19 protein-coding genes are annotated in these 22,017 nt (G+C 67.8%); 5 read left to right on the forward strand and 14 right to left on the reverse strand.

Annotated elements, in window-relative coordinates:
- Positions 1-106: 106 nt before the first annotated feature.
- Positions 107-1,075, reverse strand: coding sequence for a class 1b ribonucleoside-diphosphate reductase subunit beta (gene nrdF / locus ACT3UF_RS02185; RefSeq protein ID WP_441443090.1), 969 nt, complete (start codon positions 1,073-1,075; stop codon positions 107-109).
- A gap of 438 nt (positions 1,076-1,513) precedes the next feature.
- On the opposite strand from nrdF, the gene ACT3UF_RS02190 reads away from it, so the two are divergent.
- Positions 1,514-2,962, forward strand: a complete 1,449-nt coding sequence (locus ACT3UF_RS02190; RefSeq protein ID WP_441443091.1) for a DUF418 domain-containing protein — start codon at positions 1,514-1,516, stop codon at positions 2,960-2,962.
- A 24-nt stretch (positions 2,963-2,986) separates the two neighbouring features.
- Here ACT3UF_RS02190 and ACT3UF_RS02195 read toward each other — a convergent pair whose 3' ends face one another.
- From ACT3UF_RS02195 to ACT3UF_RS02205, 3 genes are all read right to left on the reverse strand, one after another.
- Positions 2,987-4,393: a GntP family permease gene (locus ACT3UF_RS02195; protein ID WP_442331852.1), complete on the reverse strand. Its 1,407-nt coding sequence runs from the start codon at positions 4,391-4,393 to the stop codon at positions 2,987-2,989.
- Between the two features lie 150 nt (positions 4,394-4,543).
- A complete protein-coding gene (locus ACT3UF_RS02200; RefSeq protein WP_441443093.1) occupies positions 4,544-5,323 on the reverse strand; it encodes an anaerobic ribonucleoside-triphosphate reductase activating protein in 780 nt (259 codons plus the stop codon).
- Positions 5,320-7,227, reverse strand: coding sequence for a ribonucleoside triphosphate reductase (locus tag ACT3UF_RS02205; RefSeq protein ID WP_441443094.1), 1,908 nt, complete (start codon positions 7,225-7,227; stop codon positions 5,320-5,322). The genes ACT3UF_RS02200 and ACT3UF_RS02205 overlap by 4 nt, the downstream gene beginning before the upstream one ends.
- A 340-nt stretch (positions 7,228-7,567) precedes the next feature.
- On the opposite strand from ACT3UF_RS02205, the gene ACT3UF_RS02210 reads away from it, so the two are divergent.
- Complete coding sequence (locus ACT3UF_RS02210; RefSeq protein WP_444502188.1) at positions 7,568-7,903, forward strand: PadR family transcriptional regulator; 336 nt, start codon at positions 7,568-7,570, stop codon at positions 7,901-7,903.
- On the forward strand, positions 7,900-8,919 hold the full coding sequence (locus ACT3UF_RS02215) for a permease prefix domain 1-containing protein (protein ID WP_441443096.1): 1,020 nt from the start codon (positions 7,900-7,902) through the stop codon (positions 8,917-8,919). Before ACT3UF_RS02210 ends, ACT3UF_RS02215 begins: the two co-directional genes overlap by 4 nt.
- Positions 8,920-8,961: 42 nt before the next feature.
- Here the strand turns inward: ACT3UF_RS02215 and ACT3UF_RS02220 are convergent, their stop codons facing one another.
- The 5 genes from ACT3UF_RS02220 to ACT3UF_RS02240 form a co-directional block, all read right to left on the reverse strand.
- The gene (locus tag ACT3UF_RS02220; RefSeq protein ID WP_442331849.1) at positions 8,962-9,672 is read right to left on the reverse strand and encodes a hypothetical protein; all 711 of its coding nucleotides are present in this window, start codon (positions 9,670-9,672) and stop codon (positions 8,962-8,964) included.
- Between the two features lie 184 nt (positions 9,673-9,856).
- Entirely contained in the window at positions 9,857-11,989 is a 2,133-nt protein-coding gene (gene nrdE / locus ACT3UF_RS02225) for a class 1b ribonucleoside-diphosphate reductase subunit alpha (RefSeq protein WP_441443098.1), read from the reverse strand.
- Positions 11,990-11,994: 5 nt separating this feature from the next.
- A complete protein-coding gene (gene nrdI / locus ACT3UF_RS02230) occupies positions 11,995-12,393 on the reverse strand; it encodes a class Ib ribonucleoside-diphosphate reductase assembly flavoprotein NrdI (protein WP_441443099.1) in 399 nt (132 codons plus the stop codon).
- Between the two features lie 21 nt (positions 12,394-12,414).
- On the reverse strand, positions 12,415-12,669 hold the full coding sequence (gene nrdH, locus ACT3UF_RS02235; RefSeq protein ID WP_345076650.1) for a glutaredoxin-like protein NrdH: 255 nt from the start codon (positions 12,667-12,669) through the stop codon (positions 12,415-12,417).
- Positions 12,670-13,342: 673 nt separating this feature from the next.
- A complete protein-coding gene (locus ACT3UF_RS02240; protein WP_441443100.1) occupies positions 13,343-15,061 on the reverse strand; it encodes a Gfo/Idh/MocA family oxidoreductase in 1,719 nt (572 codons plus the stop codon).
- Positions 15,062-15,315: 254 nt separating this feature from the next.
- On the opposite strand from ACT3UF_RS02240, the gene ACT3UF_RS02245 reads away from it, so the two are divergent.
- Positions 15,316-15,957, forward strand: a complete 642-nt coding sequence (locus ACT3UF_RS02245; RefSeq protein ID WP_441443101.1) for a lysophospholipid acyltransferase family protein — start codon at positions 15,316-15,318, stop codon at positions 15,955-15,957.
- A 228-nt stretch (positions 15,958-16,185) separates the two neighbouring features.
- Positions 16,186-16,569: a universal stress protein gene (locus ACT3UF_RS02250; RefSeq protein WP_442331848.1), complete on the forward strand. Its 384-nt coding sequence runs from the start codon at positions 16,186-16,188 to the stop codon at positions 16,567-16,569.
- Positions 16,570-16,756: 187 nt separating this feature from the next.
- On the opposite strand, the gene ACT3UF_RS02255 is transcribed toward ACT3UF_RS02250, so the two are convergent.
- From ACT3UF_RS02255 to ACT3UF_RS02275, 5 genes are all read right to left on the reverse strand, one after another.
- Positions 16,757-18,250: a catalase gene (locus tag ACT3UF_RS02255; RefSeq protein WP_441443103.1), complete on the reverse strand. Its 1,494-nt coding sequence runs from the start codon at positions 18,248-18,250 to the stop codon at positions 16,757-16,759.
- A 94-nt stretch (positions 18,251-18,344) separates the two neighbouring features.
- Positions 18,345-18,830, reverse strand: a complete 486-nt coding sequence (locus tag ACT3UF_RS02260) for a Fur family transcriptional regulator (RefSeq protein ID WP_444599167.1) — start codon at positions 18,828-18,830, stop codon at positions 18,345-18,347.
- Between the two features lie 105 nt (positions 18,831-18,935).
- On the reverse strand, positions 18,936-19,754 hold the full coding sequence (locus ACT3UF_RS02265) for a carbohydrate ABC transporter permease (protein WP_441443105.1): 819 nt from the start codon (positions 19,752-19,754) through the stop codon (positions 18,936-18,938).
- On the reverse strand, positions 19,751-20,698 hold the full coding sequence (locus tag ACT3UF_RS02270) for a carbohydrate ABC transporter permease (RefSeq protein WP_444607981.1): 948 nt from the start codon (positions 20,696-20,698) through the stop codon (positions 19,751-19,753). The genes ACT3UF_RS02265 and ACT3UF_RS02270 overlap by 4 nt, the downstream gene beginning before the upstream one ends.
- 7 nt (positions 20,699-20,705) lie before the next feature.
- Positions 20,706-22,001, reverse strand: coding sequence for an ABC transporter substrate-binding protein (locus ACT3UF_RS02275; RefSeq protein WP_441443107.1), 1,296 nt, complete (start codon positions 21,999-22,001; stop codon positions 20,706-20,708).
- Between the last annotated feature and the right edge of the window lie 16 nt (positions 22,002-22,017).

A 22,017-nucleotide genomic window follows, 5' to 3' on the forward strand; every position in this document is an offset into this window, starting at 1 on the left:
CTGTCTGCGAGCCTATCTGCGAGCCTGAGTGCGAGCCTGCCAGTGACGTCCTCGACATGCAGGACGGGCCGGGCGTGATCGCCCGGCCCGTCCTGTCATGAGGGGATCAGAAGTCCCAGTCGTCGTCTTCGGTCTCGACGGCCTTGCCCATCACGTAGCTCGAGCCCGAGCCGGAGAAGAAGTCGTGGTTCTCGTCGGCGTTCGGGGACAGCGCGGAGAGGATCGCCGGGTTCACCTGGACGGAGTCCTGCGGGAACAGACCCTCGTAGCCGAGGTTCATCAGCGCCTTGTTGGCGTTGTAGCGCAGGAAGACCTTGACGTCCTCGGTCCAGCCGACGGGATCGTAGAGGTCCTCGGTGTAGACCTCTTCGTTCTCGTACAGCTCCAGCAGCAGCGAGAAGGTGTAGTCCTTCAGCTCCGCCTTGCGCTCGGCCGAGAACTTCTCGACGGCCTTCTGGTACTTGTAGCCGATGTAGTAGCCGTGGACGGCCTCATCACGGATGATCAGCCGGATGATGTCCGCGGTGTTGGTCAGCTCGCCGTGGCTGGAATAGCGCATCGGCAGGTAGAACCCGGAGTAGAACAGGAACGACTCCAGCAGCACCGAGGCGATCTTCCGCTTCTCCGGATCGTCACCCTCGTAGTAGCCCATGATGATCTGGGCCTTCTTCTGGAGCTGCGTGTTCGTCGCACCCCACTCGAAGGCCTCGTCGATCTGCTTGGTGCTGGCCAGGGTCGAGAAGATCTGGCTGTAGGACTTCGCGTGCACCGATTCCATGAACGCGATGTTCGTGTACACCGCCTCCTCATGGGGGGTGACGGCATCCGGGATCAGGGAGATCGCGCCCACGGTGCCCTGCACCGTGTCCAGCAGGGTGAGCCCCGTGAACACGTGCATCGCCATCGTCTGCTCCTCGGGGGAACGACGGCTCCAGGACTGGATGTCGTTGGACAGCGGCACCTTCTCGGGCAGCCAGAAGTTACCGGTCAGGCGGTCCCAGACCTCCTGATCCTTGGGATCGGGGATCCGGTTCCAGTTGATGGCCTGGATCGTCGCGTTCAGGTGGTCTTTCACCGCAGCCTCACTGTCGTCGAAGGGGTCGTCCGGTCGGCGCAGAGGCGCACGGGACCGTTCTCTTCCAGTCTAGGCATCGGCCCGCGCTCGGCGGGGGCCCGGCAGGCCGACGGGGCGGTGGCAATGCCCACCCCGGTCGGCGCTCGGCGTCCCTTGACTCCCGTGCTTGTCTCGGGGCGGGCGGCCGGGTCAGACGACGGCGGTCATCCCGCCGCCGACGTAGAGCTCCTGGCGAAGGCGGGGTTCTTCGGGCCAACGCCTCGGCGGGGGTCTGAGCGGGGGTGCTCTGGACGATGTCGGCAGCTGGCTCGAGAGATGACGGGAGACCGACCTTCGTCGCGTGCCGGCGACCCGCAGGCGCAGGTAGGTTCGAGGCGCTCCACCGTCGGGGCCGCTCCGTCCCGGCACCGCCCGCCAGACCAGACCGAAAGGCCCGTTGTGAGCAGCTCGGCCGCCCCGTCCTCGGACCAGACCTCGCCTTCAGCTCCGGCCCGCGCGGGCGCCGCACGCCCGCACGCCGCCCCCCGTTCCCTGGCCCCGGACATCGCCCGCGGGCTGATGCTCGCGCTGATCGCGATCGCGAACGTCTCCTGGTTCCTGTGGGGGCATGAGGGCGGCGTCGGGATGACCCCGCACGTGCCGGCGCTCGGCCCGGCGGATTCCGTGGTGCAGTTCGTAATGACGGTCGCGGTCGATCACCGGGCGATGCCGCTGTTCGCCTTCCTGTTCGGTTACGGCATGGTGCAGTTCTACCGCTCGCGCATCGATCGCGGGATGGAGCCGCGGATCGTGCGACTCATGATGCGCAGGCGGCACTGGTCGATGCTGCTGCTCGGCTTCCTGCACGCGGCGCTGCTGTTCTACGGGGACATCCTCGGCGCTTATGCGGTGGCGGCCCTGCTGGGGGTGTGGCTGCTCTTCGGTCGGCGCACCCGCACGCTGATCATCTGGGCGAGCGTGATCGGCGGGGTGATGGTGTCCTACGCCGTGTTCAGCATCGTCGGCGCGCTGGGGATCATGTTCTTCGCCCCGCCGGAGGTGCTGATCGACATGCAGCAGGGGGCGACCACACCCTTCGCCAACGACTGGTTGCGGGACCTCGCCTACGCCCAGCCGTACCTGGTCTCGATGCTGACCCGGGCCGGGATGTGGGTGGTCAGCATGGTGCCGGCCGCCGCCTTCGGCGCCCCGCTGCCGATCCTGCTGGGCTGGATCGGCGCCCGCGCCCGGCTGCTCGACGAGCCCTGGCGCCATACCCGCACGCTGCGACGCCTCGCAGTCTCCGGTATCGCGATCGGCTGGCTCACCGGCCTGCCCGAGGCCCTCGTGATCATCGGCGTCCTGCCGGTGCCGGAGGCGTTGAGCTGGACCTTCCTGGGCCTGACCTCCGTGGGAGGGATCTGCTGCGGGATCGGTTACGCAGCCGCTTTCGGCCTGCTCGCGATGCGCCTGGAGAAGCGGCCCACGGTGGAGGTGACGCCGGAGGCGGCGCCCGACAAGGCTCAGCGCAGAGCCGTGCGCGCCGAGCGGGCTGCGGCCCATGCGGCGCTCTCCCCTGCTGAGCGCGCCTACGGCGCCCTCGCCGCGGAGGCCCCCTCCACGGCGGCGGCGCCGACCGGGCTCGTACGGGCGCTCTCGGCCGTCGGCCAGCGCTCGCTGACCTTCTACCTGTTCCAGTCGCTGCTGCTGGCACCGCTGCTGGCGGCCTGGGGCCTGGGGCTCGCGCCGCACCTCAGCACCGCGTCCGCCGTCGCTGTCGCGCTCGGCGTCTGGCTGCTCTCGCTGCCGCTCGCCGCCTGGATGGACTCCCGGGGATTGCGCGGGCCCGCCGAGGTCCTGCTGCGCCGGATGACCTACGGGAAGCACGATCCGCGGGGCCGGTCCTGACCGGTCCGGCCCCGTGGCGTGACCTCAGGCGATCGCGGACGCGACGCCGAACAGCACCAGCGACAGGATGAAGCCGACGATGGCCATCGCACCCTGGATCAGGGTCCAGGTGGACAGGGTCTGCTTCATGTCCATCCCGAAGAATCGGCTGACCAGCCAGAAGCCCGAGTCGTTGACGTGCGAGAAGCCCACCGAGCCGGCGGACATCGCCATCACGATCGCCACGACCTGGAGCTGGGAGAAGTCGCTGGCGGCGATCACGCCCACCATCAGCGATGCCGTCGTCGTCAGGGCCACGGTGGCCGAGCCCTGGGCGATGCGGACGATCTGGGCGATCAGGAACGCCGCCACGATCACCGGCAGTCCGATGTCGTTGAGCGATCCGGCGACCGCATCACCGATCCCGGTCACTCGCAGCACCCCACCGAACATGCCGCCGGCACCGGTGACCAGCACCACCGAGCAGATCGGCCCCAGTGCGGAGTCGGTGATCTTCTCGATCAGGTTCCCCTTCTTGCCCGCTCCCCAGCCGAGGACGAACATCGAGACCACCACAGTGATCAGCAGCGCGACCGGAGTCTCACCCAGCAGGCGCAGTCCGGAGACGACCGGGTCGGCGAGGAACGCCTCCGGATCCGGCCGTGCGGCGCCGGCGGTGTTCAGCCCGGTGTTGAGCAGGATCAGCAGCAACGGCAGGATCAACAGGCTGATGATCGTGCTCACCCGTGGGTTCGACTCGAAGCCGGTCTTCTCCGACGTGCTGTCGAGGATCGTGGGGATCGGGACGTCCAGGCGCATGCCCAGTCGCGGGGCCAGCAGGATGCCGACCAGATACCAGATGATCACTGCGAATACGATTCCGACGAGCATCACCAGGCCGATGTCGGCGCCGACGATGCTGGAGGCGGCCACCGGGCCGGGGTGAGGCGGGGCGAAGATGTGCATCGCGCTGAACGCCACCGCCGAGGGCAGGGCGATGGACAGGAACGATCCGCCGACACGGCGCGCGACGGCGTAGATGATCGGCAGCATCACCACGAGGCCGGCGTCGAAGAAGATGGGGAAGCCCATCAGCAGGCTGGCCAGCGACAGGCCGAGGCCGGCCCGCTTCTCCCCGGCCAGGTCGATCATCCGGTCGGCGAGCAGCTGCGCACCGCCGGAGGTCTCGATCATCCGCCCCAGCATCGCGCCGAGCGCGACCAGCAGCATCACGTTGCCGAGCGTGGAGTTGAATCCGAAGCCGAGGGCATCCATGAGGCTGCCGGGGGCGATGCCGGCGATGAGCGCCGTGCCGATCGAGGTGATCATCAGGGCCAGGAAGGCGTGGATCTTGAACGCCATGATCATGACCAGCAGCACGGCCACGGCGGAGACTGCCAGGATCAGCAGTCCCGCCGTGCCCAGCTCCCAGTTCAGGACGAGGTCTTCCATGAGGGCTCCTAGCGGAGGAGGGGAAGAGACGTCGCGCCCCTGGGACCGGGACGCGGCGGTGAGGGTTGCTCGTACCGCATCCTAGGTGCTGGTCGTCACGGCGCCGAGCCCGGTGGTGGCGGCCGCGGCGCCGTCGTCGCGCCCGAGTCCTCAGGTGCGGGCCCTGACCTGTACCCCTTCTTCCTTGCCCCGCCGGGTGGCGGCGTCGGCGATCTCCTCGAAGCGCTCGGGCCAGTCGGGGGCCCGCGCCAGCTGCGCGGCGAAGCCGGCGTCGGCGCCGTCGGGTCGGGCGCGCTGCAGCACCAGCGCGCCGCCCCCGGCCTGCGCGACCAGGCGCACGACCTGCAGCACCTCGGCCTGCAGCGCGGGGGTGACGGTCATGCGCAGCTCGTGGTCGACGCCCGAGTTGAGCAGCATGCCCAGGGACCGCTGCACCTTCGTGGCGGCACCGGCGCGACCCACCAGCGCGGGATAACCGGCCGGCGAGGCCTTGACGTCGAAGCCCACCCAGTCCACGAGCGGGGCCTCGCTCCGTGCCCCGTCCCGGTCCTGGCCCAGCAGTGCCGCGAGCCGGCCCGGGTAGGCGCCGCCGGTGTGGAGCCCGACGGCGAACCCGGCTCCGCGCACCCGGCGGGCGGCGGGCACCAGGGCGTGCTGCATGGTGGCCTCTCCCCCGCTGAACACCACCGCGTCCAGCAGGCCGTGGCGGCGGCCCAGCAGCTGCTCGAGCTGCGCCCAGCCCACTGCGCCGGGGGTGCGCGGGTCCAGGATCGCCGTGTTGTGACAGTAGGTGCAGGTCCACGGACAGCCCTGGCAGAACACGGTCGCGACCAGGTGCCCCGGCCAGTCCACACTCGACAGCGGCACCACACCGGCGATCTGCAGGTCCTCGGCGGCGACCGCAGGCACCACAGCGCCGTCGGCGCTCACGCCGTGCCTGCGGCCAGGCGCTGCTGCTCGGGCACGACGGACCCTGCCCCGACGCCCGAGGCGGCCTCGGTGAAGAAGGTGCGCTCGGCGTACTCGCCCTTTTTGCCAATGTTGAAGGACGCGACGGGGCGGAAGTAGCCCATCACCCGGGTCCACACCTCACAGGCCTGCCCGCAGCGCTCGCACTCGAGGTGCTCGCCCGAGAGGTACCCGTGGGTGGGGCAGATCGAGAAGGTCGGGGTGACGGTGAGATAGGGCAGGCGGAAGCGGGTCAGGGCGCGCCGCACCAGTTCCTTGCAGGTGGCCGCAGAGCTCATCGCCTCGTTCATGTAGAGGTGCAGCACGGTGCCGCCGGTGTACTTCGCCTGCAGCTCCTCCTGCAGCTCGAGCGCCTCGAAGGGGTCCTCGGTGGCGCCCACCGGGATCTGCGAGGAGTTCGTGTAGTACGGGTTCTGCGCGGTGCCCGCGGTGAGGATCCCGGGGAAGCGAGCACGATCCTCCTTCGCGAAGCGGTAGGTGGCGCCCTCGGCCGGAGTCGCCTCGAGGTTGTAGAGGTTCCCGGTGGCTTCCTGGAACTCGACCATCCGCTCGCGCACGTGGTCGAGGATCCGCAGGCACATCGCCTGCCCCTCCTCCGTCATGAGGTCGAGGCGGTCGCCGGTGAAGTTCCGGAGCATCTCGTTCATGCCGTTCACTCCGAGAGTCGAGAAGTGGTTGCCGAGGTGGCCCATGTACCGCTTGGTGTAGGGGTAGAGCCCGGAGTCCATCAGCTCCTGCACGGTGGTGCGGCGCCGCTCCAGGGTGTCCTGGCCCAGCTCCAGCAGGTGGTCGAGCGCGGCGATCAGCGCCGGCTCGTCCCCGGCGTGGAGGTGGCCGAGCCGCGCCATGTTCACGGTCACCACTCCGATCGATCCGGTGAGCTCCGCCGAGCCGAACAGGCCGTTGCCGCGCTTGAGCAGCTCGCGCAGGTCCAGCTGGAGGCGGCAGCACATGGAGCGGATCATCCCGGGATCCAGATCCGAGTTCAGGAAGTTCTGGAAGTAGGGCAGCCCGTACTTCGCAGTCATCACGAACAGCGCCTCGGCGTTGTCCGAGTCCCAGTCGAAGTCCTCGGTGATGTTGTAGGTGGGGATCGGGAAGGTGAAGGCGCGACCGTCCGCGTCCCCCTCGGTCATGACGTCGAGATAGGCGCGGTTGATCAGGTCCATCTCTGCGCGCAGCTCGCCGTAGGTGAAGTCCTGGACCTCGCCGCCGATCAGCGGGCGCTGCTCGCGCAGGTCCGCGGGGCAGGTCCAATCGAAGGTCAGGTTGGTGAAGGGGCACTGGGAGCCCCAGCGGCTGGGGACGTTGAGGTTGTGGATCAGCTCCTGCATATGCTGGCGCACCTGCTCGTAGCTCATCGAGTCCAGGCGCACGAAGGGCGCCATATAGGTGTCGAAGGAGCTGAAGGCCTGCGCCCCGGCCCATTCGTTCTGCAGCGTCCCCAGGAAGTTCACGATCTGCCCGCAGGCTGAGGAGAAGTGCCGTGGCGGACGGGAGCCGATCGCGCCGGCCACCCCGTTGAAGCCCTCCTCGAGCAGGGCCCGCAGGGACCAGCCGGCGCAGTAGCCGGTGAGCATGTCGAGGTCGTGGATGTGGAGGTCGCCCTCGCGGTGGGCTCGGCCCGCCTCCGGACTGAACACCTCCTCCAGCCAGTGATTGGCCATCACTTTGCCGGCGGCGTTGAGGATCAGCCCGCCCACCGAATATCCCTGGTTCGCGTTCGCGTTGACCCTCCAGTCCGAGCGCTCCACGTACTCGGTGACGGTCGCGACGGGGTCGATGAGCTGCCGCGCCGTCGACTCGACAGGCAGTGGCCCGGCGGGGGCTGCGGACCGGGCGGGGGTGGGTGCGAACGCGGTCATGGGTTCTCTCCTGAGAGGTGAGGGGGTGGGGCGGGGAGAGACCTCGGGGCAGAAGCCGGGAGGCGGTCGCCGACGAGGGCGATGAGCACACGCTAGGCAGGAACCACAACATCTAGTGCTCGCGACGCGCGGCGCACACAAGCTCTAGTGGTCTTCGCGCCCGCACGCCGTCCTCCACGGGACCGAGGTCCCGACCTGGGCTCCCCGAAATCCCCCGAATACCCCCCTTGCCGTACTACGGCTGCCGTAGTACGTTATGCGCATTAGTGCGGCGGACCCACCTGTCATGCATATCCGTCGCATGCGTACCCCCACCATCCAGAGGAAGAGAGGAGCCGATGTGATCGGAGCCGACGCCATTCGCGGGCACATCGATCTGATCCTGCTGGCGATCCTCGAGACGCAGCCCTCCTACGCCTACGAGATCTCCAAGACCATCACCGATCGCTCCCGCGGCGAGTACGTCATCAAGCAGACGACCCTCTACACCGCGGTCAAACGGCTGCAGTCCCAGGGCCTCCTCGACAGCTATGAGGACGCCTCCCCCACGGGCAAGCCGCGCACCTACTACAAGCTCACTCCCGACGGCCTCGACCAGCTCGGCCTCAAGCGCGATGAATGGCGCAGCACCCGAGCACTCGTGGACCACTTCACGGAAGGAAAGGACGCCTCGTGAACGTCATCGATTCCTATCTGGACACCCTCTTCGCCCCCTACCCCGAGACTCCGCGCCTGCGGGAGGCCCGGACCGAGCTGCGCGCCATGATGGAGGACAAGCTGCAGGGCCTGATCGAGGACGGCCTCCCCGAATCCCAGGCCGTCGGCCAGGTCATCGCCGAGTTCGGCACCCTCGAGGAGGTCGCCCCGGTGCTGGGGATCAGCGCCGAGCTGGGCCGCGCCGCCGCCGCACCCGTGGTGTCGCCGGCCGCCCCTCTGGAGCTCGAGCGCGCCCGCGCCTATGTCGAGGCCGTGCGCCGTTCTCAGTGGATGCCTGCCGCGGGCTTGGTCCTGTTCGTGCTCAGCGCGGCGCCGCTGCTGCTGCTCCTCGCCGCCACCGGCGCCCAGGAGGCGTCCGCGGGCTGGGTGATCGGCGTCGGCGTCACCGCGGTGCTGGTGATGGTGAGCCTGGGCCTGCTGCTGATGATGGCGCGGAATGCGCGGCTCAGCGACTTCGAGGACATCGACGAGGGGGGCTTCACCCTCACTGCGCAGGTGCGCAGCTACGCGCAGGAGATCCACCGAGAGCACCGCCGCAGCACCCTCCTCGCCACCGCCGTCGCGATCACGCTATGGATCCTCAGCGCTCTGCCCACCCTCCTCTCCGCGCTGCTCACGGACGGAGAATCCCCCGCCACGCTGTACGGCGTGAGTGGGACGCTGGTGATCGTGGCGCTGGGCCTCGCGATCATCGCCAGGGCCGGGTGGTCCGACTCCGCGACCAGCACGCTGCTCCAGCAGAAAGAGGAGAACGAGACCCTCGAGCACAGCGACAGCCCGGCGGTCCGCGTAGTGGCGGCGCTCTATTGGCCGGTCATGCTCGCGGCCTATCTGATCTGGAGCTTCGGCTCCGGCGACTGGGGACTGACCTGGGTGATCTGGCCGGTGGCCGGGGTGCTCTACGGCGCGCTGAGCGGTCTCGGCGTGGCGCTGCGCGGGGACGATAGTGCCCGAAAGCACGGCGGGAGCAGCTGAGAGTTCGGATCCGAACTGGCGAGAACTCTGCGGCACACGCTCTCACGCCTGCGCGGACGCCCAGGACTGCCGCCGGGTCTGCGGCAGGTTCCCGCAACACATGCAGAGTGGTCCGCCCATCGGCTCGTCAACCGCCTGCCCTTTGCCCCACGTCGTGCCGGGTCGACGCCAATGCAGACCCCAAGGATCGGTGAAGCAGAACTCAGGATTCGCGACACGGTCGGGCTCGAGCATGCCGATGGCGTTCCAGTTCGTGACCTCGATTGTTCCGCTGACGCTCTCGTGCGGAGCCAGGGTCCCCACCGCGACGCCCTGGAAGTAGTCGTCCAGGGTAGTGAGGGAGTCCAGGTCATATCGACTCTCGTTGTCGTCGTCCAGCTGGTGGACCACGATCTTGACGTTGGTGACCGGGAGCGATGAGTGGTTCGACAGCTCATACGTGTAGACGAGGACCCGTTCTCGACGTCCATTGCTGATGCGTTCCCGCCATTCGCTGCGCAGTGAGATCGATCGCCGCACGACGTCCTTCTTCTCCTCGCCCCGGAGCCGTTCCGAGTCACGGTGCTGACGGACCTGCCACGCCGCGACGAGGAGCGAGAGTCCGGCGAAGAAGAGCCCGACGACAGTTGCCACTGCCTGCGCCCAGGTCCCCACATCGCCCCACACCACTGCATACGGAACAAGGCCAGAGAAATACGCCCAGAGCAACAGTCCGATCAGTGCCGCTTCGAAGCCGATAACCCCGAGCAGCACGATCGCCAGCCACCTGGAACGGCGGCCGCTGCACCACGATCGTCTCTCCCTCATGGTGCGTAAGGATATTCGATCACGATCGGGAGGGCTCCGGAGCTCACGTCGTCTCCACCGACGAGAACGCCAGGGCCCGGGCGAGGATCTTCCTCGTCCGGGCCCCGGCGTCATCTCAACGGGCGAGAGATCAGAGCATGCAGCTGACGCAGCCCTCGACCTCGGTGCCCTCGAGCGCCATCTGCCGCAGGCGGATGTAGTAGAGGGTCTTGATGCCCTTGCGCCAGGCGTAGATCTGCGCCTTGTTGATGTCGCGCGTCGTGGCGGTGTCCTTGAAGAACAGCGTCAGCGACAGGCCCTGGTCCACGTGCTGCGTGGCCTCGGCGTAGGTGTCGACGATCTTCTCGTAGCCGATCTCGTACGCATCCTGGAAGTACTCGAGATTGTCGTTGGTGAGGTAAGGGGCGGGGTAGTACACCCGGCCGATCTTCCCCTCCTTGCGGATCTCGATCTGGGAGGCGATGGGGTGGATCGAGCTCGTGGAGTTGTTGATGTACGAGATCGAACCGGTCGGCGGGACAGCCTGCAGGTAGGCGTTGTACATGCCGTGCTCCGCGACCTCGCCACGCAGCTGCTTCCAGTCCTCCTGCGAGGGCAGGTGGGCATTGGACTCGGCGAACAGTGCACGCACCTTCTCCGTCTTCGGCTCCCACGCCTTGTCGATGTACTTGGCGAAGTACTCGCCGGTGGCGTACTTGGAGTTCTCGAAGTCGTAGAACTTCTCCCCGCGCTCCTTCGCGATCCGCATCGACGCCTTGATGGCGTGATAGGTGACCGAGTAGAAGTACATGTTGGTGAAGTCCAGGCCCTCGTCGGAGCCGTAGTAGATGCGCTCGCGCGCCAGGTAGCCGTGCAGGTTCATCTGCCCGAGCCCGATCGCGTGGGACTTGCGGTTGCCCTCGGCGATGGTCGGCACGGAGTCGATGTCCGAGGTGTCCGAGACTGCGGTCAGGCCACGGATGGCCGTCTCGATGGTCTGGCCGAAGTTCGGTGAATCCATCGCCTTGGCGATGTTCAGCGAGCCCAGGTTGCAGGAGATGTCCCGGCCCATCTCCTCGTACGTCAGATCGACGTTCATGGTCGAGGGGGTCGAGACCTGCAGGATCTCCGAGCACAGGTTGGAGTGCGTGACCTTGCCGGCGATGGGATTCGCCCGGTTCACGGTGTCCTCGAACATGATGTACGGGTAGCCGGACTCGAACTGGATCTCCGCCAGGATCTGGAAGAAGTCACGCGCCTGGATCTTCTTCTTGGAGATGTTCGGGTTGTCGACCATGTCCCGGTAGACCTCGGAGACGTTGACGTCCGCGAAGGGCTTGCCGTACTCGCGCTCCACGTCATACGGGGAGAACAGGTACATCGGCTCGTTCTTCTTCGCGAGCTCGAAGGTGATGTCGGGGATGACCACGCCGAGGGAGAGGGTCTTGATACGGATCTTCTCGTCGGCGTTCTCGCGCTTGGTGTCCAGGAAGCGCAGGATGTCCGGGTGGTGGGCGTTGAGGTACACCGCACCGGCGCCCTGGCGGGCCCCGAGCTGGTTCGCGTAGCTGAAGGAGTCCTCGAGCAGCTTCATCACGGGAATGACGCCGCTGGACTGGTTCTCGATGTGCTTGATCGGCGCACCGTACTCACGCAGGTTCGAGAGCAGCAGGGCCACGCCGCCGCCGCGCTTGGACAGCTGCAGAGCGGAGTTGATCGAGCGGCCGATCGACTCCATGTTGTCCTCGATGCGCAGCAGGAAGCAGGAGACGAGCTCTCCACGCTGTGCCTTGCCGGCATTGAGGAAGGTCGGGGTCGCGGGCTGGAAACGGCCGTCGAGGATCTCGTCGACCAGGTTGCGGGCCAGCTGCTCATCGCCGCGGGCCAGACCCAGGGCCACCATCACCACACGGTCCTCGAAACGCTCGAGGTACCGCTCGCCGTCGAACGTCTTCAGGGTGTACGAGGTGTAGTACTTGAAGGCGCCCAGGAAGGTCGGGAAGCGGAACTTCTTGGCGAAGGCCTGCTCCGAGAGAGACTCGATGAAGGAGAAGTCGTACTGCTCGAGGACCTCGGGCTCGTAGTACTTGTTCTCGACCAGGTAGTCCATCTTCTCGCGCAGCGAGTGGAAGAAGACGGTGTTGGGGTTCACGTGCTGCAGGAAGTACTCCCGCGCCGCTTCCCGATCCTTGTCGAACTGGATCTTCCCGTCCGGTCCGTACAGGTTCAGCATCGCGTTCAGCGCGTGGTAGTCGAGCCGCTTGTTGTGCTCGACCGGGGGCATCTCGGTCAGTGTCGCCAAAACTCTTCCAATCCGTCGTGGACCCGCGTCACATCGCGCGGAGTGCCGAACAGTTCGAACTTGTACATATGGGGGACCTCGCACTTGCGGGCGATGATGTCGCCGGCCAAGCAGTAGGCCTCTCCGAAGTTGGTGTTCCCCGCACCGATCACGCCTCGGATGTGCTTCCGGTTGCGTTCGTCGTTGAGGAACTTGATGACCTGCTTGGGGACGGCGCCACGGCCGTTGCCCCCTCCGTAGGTCGGAACCACCAGGACGAAGTCCTCGTCGACGACGAGGTGCTCATCCCGGGGGTAGAGCGGGACCCGGCGTGCCGGCATCCCGAGCTTCTCGACGAAGCGCTTGGTGTTGCCGGACACCGAGGAGAAGTAGACGAGGTTCGCCACGCCGACGCCTCCCGGGCCCGATCAGATGGCGGTGGCCTGGCGCTGTGCGCCGGCACCCACGAGGGTCTTGATCTTGTCGGGGCGGAAGCCGGACCAGTGGTCCTGTCCTGCGATGACCACGGGGGCCTGGAGGTACCCGAGGTTCATGATGCGCTCGCGTGCCGCGTCGTCCTCGGTGACGTCGACGACGTCGTAGGCGACGCCCGCCTTGTTCAGGGCGCGCTTGGTCGCATCGCACTGGACGCAGAGGGGCTTCGAGTACACGGTGATGTCCAAGGGAGGGGCCTTTCACGAGCGCCGCGCCGGGGCGCAGGACGGGAGCTTCACGGGTTGTCCGGGGGAGGTCCGAAGGACCGTGCCGCCACGCTCCGGAGCCGTGGATCAGGGGCGCAGCGATGAGTTCCGGTGCGCCGCCCGACCTCCGGTGACCCGGTACGGTGCGACTGCGTCAACACTACACCTAGTGGTGACCCGGCGCGACGACCACAAGATGTACTGAGTTACAACACTGTCATCCACAATCGACTGTTGATGGGCTGTGGATAGATCTGCAGGGTTGGGGACGAAGGGCTGGGCCACGCACGAAATCCGAGGATGCGTGCACAGAGCAGTGTGGATGAGGGGTCCGACAGCCCGTTCCTGCGGTGGATGACGCCGCTCCCCGCGACCTCCCGCAGCGCGAAGTAGTGAGGTAGGTCCCCGGCATGTCCGAGAGGACGCTCGGCGTGTCGTCGGCGTGTCCCGACAGTCGGCTCGGCGTGTCGTCGGCGTGTCGTCTTCCGGGGCCGTCGGAGGGTCCGACACGGGCCCACTGCGAGATCCGCGCGAGCCCCGGCGTTGCCCGCGCCCGCCCGCGTCATCCCCTCTGGGATCCGGGATCGCCTGGACGCGAGAACCCCCGCGGCCCAGTGGGCGGCGGGGGTTCTCAGCACTCGTGCGCGGTCAGGAGTCAGGAGCGAGGGTCCTCTGGGGCGGGAGCCGCCAGCGTCGGGCCGTCGACCGCAGGGTCGCCAGCCGCAGGGTCGCCAGTTGCATGGGCGCCAGCCTCAGTGCCGTCAGCCGCGGGGGCGTCAACCTCAGGGCCGTCAGCCGCGGGACCATTCGGCGCAGGAGCCTCCGGCGCTACGCTGCCAGCCGCGCCGTCGGCCGGGGTCTCCCCGCTCAGATGCCACACGTCGACGACCTCCTCCCCCTGCGCATCTCCCAGAGGCTCCGCGCTCTCGGGCGCGGCAGCTGTCGCATCGGCGGCGAGGGCCGCGTCGTCGGTTGCCGCTGGATCGTCATCGGCCGTCGCCGTCGCGTCGTCGTCGGCTGCTGTTGCTGTTGCTGTTGCTGTTGCAGCTGCGGTTCCAGGGGCCTCCGCTGCGGGCTCGGCGATCTCCACGATCAGCTCGGGTTCGCCCTGGGCGGTCGCGCCACCCACAGCAGCTGGCTCAGGCGCCTCGTCCTCCCGTGCCTCGCCCTCCACTGCCTCATCGCCCAGCACCTCATCACCAGGCGCTGCGTCGTGAGCCTCGTCGTCGGCGGCGTCCTTCTCAGCCTCGAGGCTGCGACCATCCGCGCCGACAATGCTCGAGAGCACCTCGCGCAGCAACGTCACCTGGGCTGCCGCCTCGGCAGCACCCGAGACCGGCTGCTTGCCCTTCTCCACGAAGGCGTGGAAGGCCTCCCACATGAGCTCCACCGCCCCCTTGGGAGCCGTGGTCGAGGTCTCCTGGACCACGCCCGACTTCTTCTCCCGCAGGGAGATCGTCGAGCGGACGTCGCTGTGCGAGGGGGCGGGCAGCTCCACGCGCATCCGTCGTCGCGCCGAGAGCACCTGCACGCTCTCGGAGTACTCCGGGGCGAACGGCAGGTAGTGCCACACCAGGCGCACCTGTGCCCCGCCGTCCAGCTCGCCGAGCAGCTCGATCGAGCCGGGGATCACTCCCTTGGGCCAGTGCCTCACCGCGACCAGGCGCGCGATCGGGCCATAGGCCGCCTCGATCACGGCCATCTGATGCGCCACGCCCGTCAGCAGGCCCTTGACATAGAGATCACGGTCGCGCTGAGTCGCACCCGCGCCCGCGCCCGCCTCGACCGCGGCCTGGAGGGCCTTGCGCCGCTGCGAGCGCACCTCGGTGGGCAGATCGTACGAGGCCGTGGTCACGTGGGCACTGCCGAACAGCGGCTGGCTCGCAGGCATCAGCACCTCGTGATCCACCATCCGCAGATCCTTGACGGGGATGTGCTCGGACATGCGGGTCACGGAGTCGTCGTACTGCTGGGGATAGGCCATCATCAGCAGGCGTCGGCCCGTCATCCGCTCGAAGCCGGCGACCTGCTCGACCTCGTCTGCGGAGAAGCCCACCGGCGGCTCCACGAGCACCGGGATGCCGCGGCGCATGAGCGTCAGCAGGTCCTCGACATGCAGCCCGTCGGTGGACAGCAGCGCGGCGTCGATCGCGAGGGTCTTGGCGCGCACCGCCGCGATCAGATCCGCGACCGTCTCGTAGCGCTTGTCCTCCTCGATCCCCCACACCTCGGAAGACTCGCGGCGCCGACGCGGGGAGTGATCCACCAGCGCGGCGATCGTGAAACGGTCCCAGCGCCTGCGCAGCACCGGGAGGTGCACGGCCTGGGCCATGGTTCCGGCGCCGATCACGGCAATGTTCAGGGTCTTGGGCATCGACTGGCTCCTCGGGCTCGGACGGGGTCGGCGGCAGCTCCGCGGGATCCTCGGCGGGCGCCGGGCCGTTCCGACAGTGCGCTCCGGACGGCACGGAGCGCACGCCTGTTCTACCACACCCCGGTGATGCCGGGCCGAGCCGCTCCCCCGGCGCGACCTGCGACGCAGGGACGGAGGTCACGCGGCGATCGGCACAGGAACCACCGGACCAGGATTATCGTGGGGCGCGGATCAGCACGTCTCAGGAGGACCACGTGGCAAGACGCTTCTACTTCGGCGCCCGCAACATCTCGCGCCCCTTCGTCAAGCTCTTCTGGAACCCTCGGGTCTCCGGGATCGAGAACGTCCCGCGCGAGGGCGGTTTCGTGATCGCCTCCAACCATCTCGCCAACATCGACAGCTTCGTGCTGCCCGTGGCGCTGCCCCGGCAGATCCGCTTCGTCGCCAAGGACACCCTGTGGACGCAGAAGGGGATCCGCGGGCGCGTCCTGCGCTGGTTCTTCGAGGCCGTCGAGGCAGTCCCGGTGGATCGCGAGGCCCTGTCCTCCGGGAAGGGTGCCCTCCAGGCCGGGCTCACGATCCTCCGCGACGGCGACGGCTTCGCGATCTATCCCGAGGGCACCCGTTCCCGGGACGGCCTGCTGCATCCGGGGAAGCAGGGCGCCGCCTGGCTCGCCGTCGAGTCCGGCTGCCCCGTGATCCCCGTCGGACTCAAGGGCACCCAGCACATGTTCTCGCGGCTGCTCCCCCACCGCGGCGCCATCACCGTGCGCATCGGCACCCCGATCCACCTCGAAGACATCGACCCCACCGCGTCCAAGGGAGTGCGGCGCCGGATCCTGAACGCCAGAATCATGGACGAGATCCAGAAGCTCTCCGGCCAGCGTCGCGCATAGGCACTGCCTGCCTATCGTCGCCCGGGCCGGGCTCGTCGTCGCACAAGTCGGGCCCTGCAGGCGCACGAGTCGTGCCCTGCAGGCGGACGGGTCTGACCCTGCTGGCATACCGGCCAAGGGCCTTATCGCCGCCGGTCCCCCCGCATACCGCCCGGCGACCAGTAGGATCTGGCCAGGCCGCGCACACCGAGCGGCGGCCGCCGCCCGGACCCCACCCGAGGAGAGCAGATGGCCGTCGTCGTCGGATTCATCCCCACTGACGTGGGTTTCAAGGCGCTGTCCGCAGCCCGCGACGAGGCGGAGCAGCGAGGTGGGCCGCTGATCGTGGTCAACGTTCTGCGCGAGGGGGTCGGAGCGGATCCCCGTCACGCCGACGAACAGCAGCTCGAGATCGCTCGTGACCAGCTGCGGCACGCCCGCGTGCGGGTCGCCTTCCGCCAGGAGACCACCGACGACGACATCGCCGATGTGCTGCTGCAGGTGCAGGAGGAGGAGAAGGCGGAGCTGCTGGTGCTGGGAGTGCGCCGACGCCAGGAGCTCGCCCGTCACCTGCTGGGCCTGACCGTCCAGAAGCTCCTGCTCTCCGCCGACTGCGAGGTCCTCGTCGTCTGAGCCGACCCCGGTGAGCCGACTCCGGCGGGCGGCAGGCACGAGGCACGGCAGACACGTCAAGCACGAGGCACTGCAGGCGCGGGGCATGGCAGTCGCGGGCCACGGCAGTCGCGGGCCACTGCAGGCAGCAGACATGAAAGGGCCGGGCCGGGGCATGTCGCCCCGACCCGGCCCTGACTGCTGTGGATCAGGCGTTCAGCGGATCCCCGCCGGGCTGCTCGTCACCCTTGGCGGTGTTCACGGCCAGCGCGATGCGCTCACCGATCGTGGTGTCGACGTTCTTCCAGTACTGGAGGGCCTTGCTCAGCACCGGCTCCTCGACCGTGCTCAGCGCACCGGAGACGGTCTCGACGAACTGGTCGCGCTGGGCGTCGTTGTACACCTCGCGCACCAGGATGCCGGGCTGGATGAAGTCGCTGTCCTCGGCGTGGAGGGTGTACGCGGCGCGCACCATCTCGCCATCGGCCTCCCAGCCGTTGTCGACCGGTCCCTGCTCGTCCTGGTAGGCGCGACCGTAGGAGTTCGGCGCGTACACCGGTGCGTCCCCGCTGTGCAGGAACTGCATGAACCCCTCCTTGTCGTAGGAGTTCGTGGGGACCACCGGCTGGTTCACGGGCAGCTGGTTGAAGTTGGTGCCGATGCGGTGGCGCTGTGCGTCCGGGTAGGAGAAGACGCGGCCCAGCAGCATCTTGTCCGGGGAGACGCCCGTGCCCGGCACGGTGTTGCCGGGGCTGAAGGCCGCCTGCTCGATCTGCGCGTAGTGGTTCTGCGGGTTCTTGTTCAGGGTGAACTTGCCGACCTTGATCAGCGGGTAGTCCGCGTGCGGGACGGTCTTGGTGAGGTCGAAGATGTTGAAGCGGTAGTTCTTCGCGTCCTCATAGGGGATCACCTGGACGGACATGGTCCAGCTGGGGTTCTCGCCGCGCGCGATGGCGTCGAAGAGGTCCCGGCGGTGGTAGTCGCCGTCGGAGCCGGCCAGCTTCTCGGCCTCCTCGTTGCTGAGGAACTCCATGCCCTGGTCGGTGTGGAAGTGGTACTTGATCCAGAACTTCTCACCGGACTCGTTGACCCACATGTAGGTGTGCGAGCCGTAGCCGTTCATGTGGCGCCAGGACTTGGGCAGGCCGCGCTCACCCATCAGGTAGGTCACCTGGTGCGCGGACTCCGGGGAGTTGGACCAGAAGTCCCACTGCATCTGGTTCGAGCGCAGGCCCGAGTCCGGGGTGCGCTTCTGGGAGTGGATGAAGTCGGGGAACTTCATCGGGTCGCGCAGGAAGAAGATCGGGGTGTTGTTGCCGACGATGTCGAAGTTGCCCTGCTGGGTGTAGAACTTCAGCGCGAAGCCGCGCACATCGCGCCAGGTGTCTGGCGAGCCGAGCTCACCGGCGACGGTGGAGAAGCGGGCCAGCATCGGGGTCTTGCGACCGGGCTGGAAGAGGTCCGCCTTGGTGTACTGCGAGACGTCCTCGGTGACCTCGAGCTCGCCGAAGGCACCGGAGCCCTTGGCGTGGGGGCTGCGCTCCGGGACGCGCTCGCGGTCGAAGCGGGCGAGCTTCTCGACCAGTGCGACGTCGTGGAGCAGCAGCGGGCCGTCGGCGCCGAGGCTCAGCGAGTGCGCATCGGACTCGCGGGGAGCGCCGGTTTCCGTGGTGCTCGGGATCGTGGGATCGAAGTCGGTCATCTGCATCTCCTGGGTGGTGGGGGATTCTGACAAGCTGTGAGAAAAAGTTCGGATACGGGGGCCGGGAAGGATTCCGGAGGTCATCGGCCTCGGATCAGGGAGCGGGGGTCGAGGCGGGTCCGGCGGGGATCGAGGACGCCGACGCCGACGTAGTCGCCGCCGCGATTGCCCGGCATTCCGAGCAGACGCCCCGATAGACGACATCTGCGATCTCGATGTCGAAGCCGTGGGAGTCGTGCGGGGTCAAGCAGGGCGCCTCTCCGACCGCGCACGGGACGTCCTCGAGCCGGCCGCATTCGCGGCAGACCAGGTGGTGGTGGTTGTCGTGGCGATGCATCTCGTACTGCATGCTGCGACCGCCCACCGACACCCGACGCAGCAGATCTGCATCGGAGAGGGCGTTCAGCACGTCATAGACCGCCTGACGGGACACGGCCCCCAGGCTCTCGCGGACGGACCGGGCGATCGTCTCCGCATCGGCATGCGGGTTCGCCTCGACCGCCGCCAGCGTCGCGAGCCGCGGAGCGGTCACGCGCAGACCCGCGCCCCGGAGGGCGGAGGTGTGAGCGGTGGTCGTCATGGCTCCACCATAGCGCCCTGTCTGGACTATCTCAAGAAAGCGTCTAGGTCCGGAGAGGGTGTGGGGTGTCCGGAGAGGGCAGGGCCGGGACGCCCGCGCAGCGGTTCAGCCCTTGGTCGCCCCCGCGGTCAGCCCGGAGACGATGTACTTCTGCGTGAACAGCGCCATCACGATCACCGGCAGCGTGATGATCACCGAGGCCGCCATCAGGCCGCCCCAGTCCACCGAGGAGTACGCGATGAAGTTGAAGATCGCGACCGGCAGGGTGCGGGTGCTCTGACTGGCCAGCACCAGCGCGAACATGAAGTTGTTCCAGGAGAAGATGAACGCCAGGATCGAGGCCGTCGCGATGCCCGGGGTCGACAGCGGCAGGGCGATCCTCGCGAAGACCCCGATGTTGGTGAGGCCGTCGACCAGCCCGGCCTCCTCGAGGTCGCTGGGCAGCGACTCGAAGAACGACAGCATCACCCAGGCGATCAGCGGCATGGTGACGAACATGTGGGAGATGATCAGCGGCGCATAGCCGCCCACCCAGCCCAGCATCGCGAACACGTAGTAGAACGGCACCAGCAGGGACACCCCGGGGATGATCCGGGCCACCAGCAGCATGCCGGATGACCGTGACATCCCGTACTTCGCCATCACATAGGCGGCGGGGACTGCGAGCAGCAGCGACAGGCCGACGGCGGCGACGCCGACGACCAGTGAGTTCAGCATGAACAACCCGAACTGCGCCTCGGTCATCACCCGGACGAAGTTGTCCAGCGTCGGGGTGAAGCGGAACAGTCGCGTGGGATCGGTGATGTCCAGGCTGGTCTTGATCGAGGACAGGCCCATCCACAGCAGCGGGAACAGGAACACCAGGGCGATGATGCCGATCGCGACATAGCGCGCCACGTTCTTCAGGAGCTTCTGCCGCCTCATCCGCGATCACCGCTCTGGGCAAAGCGGAACAGGGCCCAGGAGGCACCGACGATGAGGAGGAAGAAGACGACCAGCACGGCCGAGGCGATGCCGTACTCGTTGTACTCGAAGAACAGCGAGTAGGACAGGATGTTCAGCGTCTCCGCCTCATGGAACGAACCGCCGCCGCGACCCTTGGTCGCGTACAGCAGGTCGAAGGTCTTCAGCGCGTCGATCGAACGCAGCAGCACGGCGGTGATCACGACCGGCATCAGCTGCGGCATCACCACGAAGCGCAGCCGCTGGAAGAAGTTCGCCCGGTCGATCAGGGCCGCCTCCTCCGGCTCCTCCGGCAGGGAGGAGAGCCCGGCCAGCAGGATCAGCGTGACCATCGGGGTCCACTGCCAGATGTCGACGAACATCAGGGTCGGCATCGCCTGGGTCGGGGAGGAGATCCACCCCTGAGGCGGGAGGCCGAACCAGCCGATGAAGGTGTTCACGAAGCCTATGGTGGGCTCGAACAGCAGCAGCCACATCATCGCCACAGCCACCGGCGTGGCGACCAGGGGCAGCAGGATCACGACCCGCACGAAGCCCTGCCCGCGGAAGGGGCGTCGCAGCAGCAGAGCGATCGCCAGACCCAGCAGGAACTCCACACCCACGCAGATCACGGTGAAGTAGAGCGTCCGCCAGACGGCCGGCCAGAACCGGTCCAGGCCGGTGAAGACCTCGACATAGTTCGCCAGGCCGATGAAGCCGAAGCCTCGCTGCAGGGAGCCGCTGGCGTCCATGAGCGACATGATCAGCGTGTAGATCGCGGGGAACACGACCATCACGATGGTGAACAGGAGGGCCGGGAGCGCGAACAGCCACTTCATGTGCCGGTTCGCCCAGCCGGAGAAGCCGGGCGCCCCACCGGACACGGTGTGTCCCGTCGGCCGCCCGATCTGGGAGTCGGCCGTCATGGGAGGCTCAGCCCTCCTCGTCGAGGAAGGCCTGGTATTCAGTCTGCGCGGTGGTGATGGCCGCGTCGAGGTCGCCGCCCTCGATGCCGATCGGGATCGGGGCGCCGACGATGTCGCGTGCCTGCGAAACCTCGACCACGACCGGCCGGTCGTGGTCCACGCCTTCGGTGAGCGAGGCCTTGATGGTCGCGGTGAGGTTCTCGGGGAAGGCGGAGGTGGCGTCGGGGTCGTCCCAGACCGAGGTCCGGGCTCCGGCGACGCCGGCCTTGCTGATCTCGGTCATGATCTCGGCGGAGGTCGCCCATTGGATGAACGTCCAGGCGTTCTCGGTGTTCTCTGAGGCGGCGTTGATCGCGAGTGCCCAGGACGGGATCGAGTACGGCTTCGAGCCGGCGTCCCCGGCGGGCATCGGGGCGACGGCGAAGGTGTCGCCGATGCGCGACTGGGTCTCGTCGATCATGTTGTTGTAGAACACGCTGGCGTCGGTGTAGAAGGCGGCCTGGCCCTGCTGGAAGATGGCGCTGGCCTCCTTCCAGCTCATGTTGGTGGTGCCGGGAGGGCCGTAGCTGCGCAGCAGGTTGGTGTACATCTCGTACGCGGCCCGGGCCTCGGGGGTGTCGATGGTCGCGGTTCCGGCGGCGTCGTCCCAATCTCCGCCGTAGCCGTACAGGAAGCTCGAGAACTGGGTGACCGCCGCGGCGCGCTGCCCGCGGGCGACGAATCCGAAGACCCCGTCGTTCGCCTCCTGGATCGCCTTCGCGGCCGCCTCGAGGTCATCGAAGGTGGCGGGGACCTCGAGCCCGGCCGCCTCGAGCAGGTCGGTGCGGTAGTACATGACCTCCTGCTCGACCACGATCGGGACGCACACGATGCCCTCGTCGGTGGTCGCGGCGCCTTGGGCTTGGAAGTCGTCCCAGTTCCAGTCGCTCGCGCCGCTGACCTGGTCATCCAGCGGCAGCAGCCAGCCGTTGCGGGAGAACAGCTTGCCCTCCTGCAGGGGGCGCAGCATCGCGACGTCGATGTCGGAGGCGCCCGAGTTGAGCTGGACCTTGTACTGATCGGAGAGCTGGTCCTCCCCCAGCGTGGTGAGCTCGACCTTGAGGCCGCTCTCCTCCTCGAAGCGGGGCAGGAGATCCTTGACCACATCGGTCCACGGATGGTTCGAGAGGGTGAGCATCAGCGTGCCGCCCCCACCGCCACCTCCGCCGGACGAGGAGCCGCCTCCGCAGGCGGCGAGGGCGAGGGTGCCGGCTCCGAGGCCGGCACCGGCGAGAAGCGAGCGACGTGTGGGACGAGCGGACATGACAGCTGCTTTGCAT

Origin of the sequence: Brachybacterium sp. AOP24-D1-21, from assembly GCF_052378665.1 — a bacterium.
GTDB lineage: Bacteria > Actinomycetota > Actinomycetes > Actinomycetales > Dermabacteraceae > Brachybacterium.